This window comes from Nonomuraea lactucae, assembly GCF_003313395.1.
Classification (GTDB): Bacteria; Actinomycetota; Actinomycetes; order Streptosporangiales; family Streptosporangiaceae; genus Nonomuraea; species Nonomuraea lactucae.
In genome coordinates this window covers 1-5682 of the sequence record NZ_QNFZ01000826.1, presented here as the reverse complement: position 1 = coordinate 5682, position 5682 = coordinate 1, and the positions used below count along the sequence as shown (strand labels likewise).

At 72.4% G+C, this 5682-nt stretch carries 3 protein-coding genes; 2 read left to right on the top strand and 1 reads right to left on the bottom strand.

Features of this window, described 5'->3' with window-relative positions; translation table 11 throughout:
• Positions 1–1265: outer membrane protein assembly factor BamB family protein (locus DQW85_RS28740; protein ID WP_162795454.1), on the bottom strand; the 1265-nt coding region annotated here is incomplete at its 3' end.
• A 280-nt stretch (positions 1266–1545) separates the two neighbouring features.
• Here DQW85_RS28740 and DQW85_RS28735 point away from each other — a divergent pair.
• Entirely contained in the window at positions 1546–3462 is a 1917-nt protein-coding gene (locus DQW85_RS28735; RefSeq protein WP_240197494.1) for an ABC transporter ATP-binding protein, read from the top strand.
• Between the two features lie 88 nt (positions 3463–3550).
• Positions 3551–5392 carry an ABC transporter ATP-binding protein gene (locus DQW85_RS28730; protein ID WP_113702995.1) on the top strand — a complete coding sequence of 614 codons (1842 nt, stop codon included), beginning with the start codon at positions 3551–3553 and terminating at the stop codon, positions 5390–5392.
• The last annotated feature ends 290 nt before the right edge of the window (positions 5393–5682 follow it).

The window sequence follows — 5682 nt, the reverse complement described above, 5'->3', positions numbered from 1 at the left end:
GCCGCCCCGGCGGGGAGCAGGGCGCAGGCGTCGGGCCAGGCCGAGGCGGGCACGCCGTCCCGCGCGGCGTTCCCCGGCGGGAGGACGGGCCTGCCTATCCGGTCGGCGACGACGTGCGTGCCGTCCCACCTGTAGATCAGGTCCGCACGCTGGGCTCGGATGTCGAGCGAGTCGAACGGGTGGGCGGTGATCGTGACGTGGCCGGTGGCCGGGTCCACCACGTCGGCGATTCGGTGCCTGAGGGGCGGGGGCAAGGGGTGCCCGAGGTAGAAGCGGCCGCCTATCGCGCGGAGCGTGGCCTCTTCCTCGTACTGGCGGGACCAGAGCACGCGCCCGGTGACGCGGTCGATCAGCGTCAGCCGCCGCCGGTCGGGATCGCCGGCGCCGAGCACCGCCGCCGTCCGGCCGATCACCTGCACCACGCACTCGCAGATGCCGACGCCCGCCCGGTCGGCGAGAACCCGCCCGCCCGCGTCCACGAGGAGCAGCGAGTGCGGCGACGACAGTGCGACCACCCCGGACTCCACCGCCAGGAGCGGCTCCGCGGCGGGGTGCGCGGGGAGGTCCCACCTGGTCCGCCCGGTCTCCGGCGAAAGCCCGATCAGCCGGGTCCGCCCGCCGCAACGGGCGAACACCACCGCGATGTGGGCGTCCGCCACGCCCCGCAGGCGATCGTCGCTCCGGCAACCGGCCGGCAGCCGGGTCTCCCAGACGGGGGTGCCGTCGTCCGGGCTCAACGCCCGGACCCGGCTCCCGCCGGGCGTCTCCAGGATGATCCGGCCCGGCGCCGCACCCATCAGGCGGTAGTGCGGCCGCCGGATCCGCCAGACCTCCTTGCCGGTACGGTTCTCCAGCACGCGAAGGTGGACCGTGGCCTCGGGCGCCGGGCGCTCGACCTCGTCCTCGGTCCACTCGATCACCGTGTGGCCGTCCGCCGACGCCTCCCGGAGAGCCTGGACATCGCCATGGGCGGCGGCGGAGCGCCATCTGAGCGTCCCCGTCGCGGGGTCCACGGCGCTGACCGCGTTCGCGGTGACCAACAGCAGAGCGTCGTCGGCCAGGTGGACGTGGACCACCTCAGGGGGGCGGAGGCCCGAGGGCAGCTCCACAGCTGCCCGCCAGGCCTCGGTGAGGGCCCCGTGCTGCAGGACGCCGGCAGCGGCGGGGGCGGCGAAGCTCCCGGGCTGCTCCGCGATCGCCGAGGTGGTGGCGGACGCCAGCAGGAGGAGCGAGGCGAGGCCGAGCTCGATCCGCCGCTTCCGCATAGACGCAGCCCCTCGTCCAGGTGCCCCTCCCCCACCCGGTGGGCCGGTGTGCCGAGGCTAGGCCCGCGGGCGGTCCCGGCACGTCGGGGAGGAACCCGGGGATTTCCCTAGGCCGTGAGCGGACCACCGTCGGGACGCGCCCCAGCCGGGCGCGGCGTCGCCGTCACCGGTCGGCAACGGACTGAGGTGAGGTGGCGGAAAAAGCGTTGGGAAACTGTCGGGGGCCGGTGATAGAAAGCAGGTTCGATATCCATCCGCCGTCCTCAGGGGAGACGTGCCCGTGACCACCAGCAGTTCGGAGTTCTCCGTCGCCGGGCCGCGCCACGACCGGCGGGGGCCGGTGCGCTGGCTCTGGTCGCATCTGCGCCGCCATCCCCTGCATCTGGCCGGTTTCCTCGGCGGGTCGCTGGTCATGGTGGTGCTCAACGCCTCGGTCGCCCCCCTGACCGGCGCGGCCTTCGACGCCGTGCTGGGCTCGCGCGGGGACCCGGCGTCGGCGCTGGGGCTCATCACGCTGGCGCTGCTGGCTATCGTGCTGGCCCGGGGCGTCTTCGACCTCGCGGCCCGGCTGTCGAGCGAGGTGCTGGCCAAACGGCTGGAGCGCGACGCCCGCGACGAGCTCTACGTGAGCCTGCTCGGCAAGAGCCAGACGTTCCACAACCGGCAGCGGGTCGGCGACCTGATGGCGCGGGCCGCCAACGACATCCGGCAGCTCTCCACCATGGTCTCCCCGGGCGTCGACCTGATCGTGGACTCCGGCCTCACCGGCCTCGTCCCCCTCTTCTTCATCGCGGCGATCGACCCGCGGCTGCTGCTGGTGCCCGTCCTGTTCGCGATGGCGTTCGTGGCCGCGCTCTGGCACTACATGCGGCAGCTCAACCCGGTGGCGACCAGGATGCGCGAGCAGTTCGGCGACCTCAACGCCGGCCTCAGCCAGGCCGTGCGCGGCATCGAGGTCATCAAGGTCACCGCGCAGGAGGAGCAGGAGCGGCGGCGGTTCCGCTCCCAGGCGCGGCGCTACCGCGACTCCTTCGCCCGCAACGGGCTGGTGCAGGCACGCTACCTGCCCACCCTGCTGTTCGCCGTCGCTATGGCGGGGGCGCTGTGGCACGGCCTCCACCTCCACGGCACCGGGGTGATCAGCCTCGGCGACCTGGTGGCGTTCATGGGTCTGATGGGGATGCTGGGCTTCCCGACGCAGATCTCCATCTTCACCTTCTCCCTGGTGCAGATCGGCATCGTGTCCTCGCGCAGGATCCTCGGCATCATGACCTCCGAGAGCGAGCTGGAGCAGCCGGACGACGGCCACATCGCGCCCGTCCGGGGCGAGATCGTCTTCGACGACGTGACCTTCGGCTACGACGGCGGCGACCCGGTGCTGCGCGGCGTGACGTTCACGGTGCGGCCCGGCGAGACGGTGGCGATCGTCGGCGAGACGGGGGCCGGCAAGAGCACGCTGACGAAGCTGGTCCCCCGCATCTACGACGTCACCTCGGGCCGGATCCTGGTCGACGGCGTCGACGTGCGCGACTGGCGGCTCGACTCGCTGCGCTCCCAGATCTCCACCATCGAGCAGGACATCGTGCTGTTCTCCCGGTCCGTGGAGCAGAACATCGCCTTCAGCCTCGGCCAGCGGGCCGACCGCGAGGCCGTGGTCAGGGCGGCGGAGGACGCCCAGGCCGCCGAGTTCGTCGCCGAGCTCGACGACGGCTACGACACCGTGATCGGCGAGCGCGGCGTCACGCTGTCGGGCGGGCAGCGCCAGCGCCTGGCCATCGCGCGGGCGCTGCTGACCGATCCGGCGATCCTCATCCTCGACGACTCGACCAGCGCCATCGACTCGGCCACCGAGGACAGGATCCAGCAGGCGATCGGCCGCATCCTCGACGGGCGCACCACGCTGCTGATCACCCATCGGCTGTCGCAGATCCGCTGGGCCGACAAGGTCCTGCTGCTCAGGCGGGGCGAGCTGGTCGACTGCGGCACCCATGACGAGCTGATCGCGCGCAGCCGCCTCTACCGGCGGATCTTCGCCCACTACGACGAGGTCGCCCTGGACGGCCTGGCGACGGGCGACGGCTCCACCGGCGCGTCGAATGGTCCGAATGCGGGTGACGGCTCCGCCGGCGGCGGGACGGACCGGAGGCGGGCGACAGCTCCACCGGCGTCTCGGACGGACCGGGCCAGACTGCGGTGACGGCCGACAGATCCGCCGGCGCGGCGGACGGGCCGGGCCTGACCGAGCCGGCCGGGATCATGGCGAACGAGCAGGGAGGGGTGCGCTGATGGGCTTCATCATGGACGGCCTCGACGCCGAGGACTACGACCGCACCTACGGCGACCGCGAGCTGCTCCGCCGGATCCTGTCCTACTTCCGGCCGAGGCTCGGGGCGATGGTCCTGGTCGCCGTCATGATCGTACTGGGCTCGGCGAGCCAGGCGGCCATGCCGTTGCTGGCGAGCTGGGGCATCGACGCGATCGAGGACGGCACCATCGGCGATGTGGGCCGGCGGCTCACGGTGGGGCTGCTGGTCGCGGGGGCGCTCGGATGGGTGTTCAACTTCGTCCGGCAGTGGCACAGCGCGCAGGTCACCGGCGACGTCGTCCTCCGGCTCCGTGAGGACGCGTTCGACGCCGTGCTGGAGCGCGACCTGTCGTTCTACGACGAGACGCCGTCAGGCAAGATCGTCAGCAGGGTGACCTCCGACACCGACGACTTCGCCACGGTGTCCACGCTGACGATGGATCTGATCAGCCAGGTGCTCATGGTGGGGCTGGTGACGGTCCTGCTGTTCATGCGCAGCGTCGAGCTGGCCCTGCTGACCCTCATCGTGGTGCCCGTCATCATGGGCATCGCGCTGCTCTTCCGGCGGATCGCCCGCACCAGCACCCGCAGGGCGCAGCGGTCGCTGAGCCGCGTCAACGCCAACCTGCAGGAGACCATGGGCGGCATCACGGTGGCCAAGAACTTCCGCCAGGAGCAGCAGGTCTACGACGAGTTCCGGCCGATCAACCAGCAGAGCTACCGGGTGACGCTCGGGCAGGGGTTCGTGTTCGCCTCCATCTTCCCCGTGCTCTTCCTGGTGGCGGGGCTGGCGACGGTCGCCCTCGTCCAGCTGGGCGGCACGGCCGTGCTGGGCGGTGGTCTGTCGGCGGGCGACTGGTACCTCTTCCTGCAGGGGGTGGCGCTCTTCTGGTTCCCGCTGACGTCGATCGCCGCCTTCTGGTCGCAGTTCCAGCAGGGCCTGTCGGCGTCGGAGCGGGTCTTCGCGCTGATCGACGCCCCGCCCCGGGTGGTGCAGACCGACCCGCGGCCGGTCGGCAGGCTGGCGGGCCGCATCGAGTTCGAGGGCGTCACCTTCGGCTACGACCCGGCCAGTCCGGTGCTGCGCGACTTCGACCTCCTCATCGAGGCCGGGGAGACCGTGGCGCTCGTCGGCCACACGGGCGCGGGCAAGTCGACGCTCAGCAAGCTGATCACCCGGTTCTACGAGTTCCAGGGGGGCCGGCTGCTGATCGACGGGCACGACATCCGCACCCTGGAGCTCGGCGGCTACCGCAGGCAGATCGGCGCGGTGCCGCAGGTGCCGTTCCTGTTCGGAGGCACGGTGGCCGACAACATCCGCTACCCGAGGCCCGACGCCGGCGAGGAGGAGGTGCTGGCCGCCGCCGCGGCGGTCGGCGGCGGCGACTGGATCGACGCCCTCCCCCAGGGGCTGCTGACGGAGGTGGGCGAGCACGGCCGTGCCCTGTCCATGGGGCAGCGCCAGCTCGTCGCGCTGGCCCGCCTGCTCATCCAGGATCCGGCGATCGTCGTACTCGACGAGGCGACGGCCAGCGTCGACCCGCTGACCGAGGCGCAGATCCAGGAGGGCCTCGACGTGGTGCTCGCTGGCCGCACCTCGATCGTCATCGCGCACCGGCTGTCCACGATCGAGCACGTCGACCGCATCATCGTGCTCGACCACGGGCGGATCGTCGAGGAGGGCGACCACACGACGCTGCTGGCGCGCGGGGGCCGCTACTGCCAGGTTTACAACACGTACTTCCGGCACCAGTCCCCGCACTACCGAGCGGGCTCCGGCTTCGTCTCGGTGGGCGGCCACCCCGCCCCCTCGACCCCTTGACGCCCACCGCGGGGAGCCCCTTGAAGCCCGCCGTGGGGAGCCTCTTGAAGCCATGCTGTCGGGAGCCCCTTGAGACCTGCCGTGGGGAGCCTCTTGAGGCCCGCCGTCGGGAGCCCCTTGACGCGCGCCGCGAGGGATCGGACCACTGGGGAGACGAGACGAGCGTCGTCACCGCAGCGAAGTCCAAGGGCCGGGCTCCGTGTCGCCTCATCCGCCTCACCGGATGCCCGGCCGTCCGGGCGGGCCGTCCACGCAGGCCGTCGGGGCGGGCGGGCGGGGCGGGCGGGGCG

Bases quoted from the DNA above. Each gene is read 5' to 3' on its own strand.
- DQW85_RS28730 (WP_113702995.1), top strand. From the start codon at position 3,551: ATGGGCTTCATCATGGACGGCCTCGACGCCGAGGACTACGACCGCACC.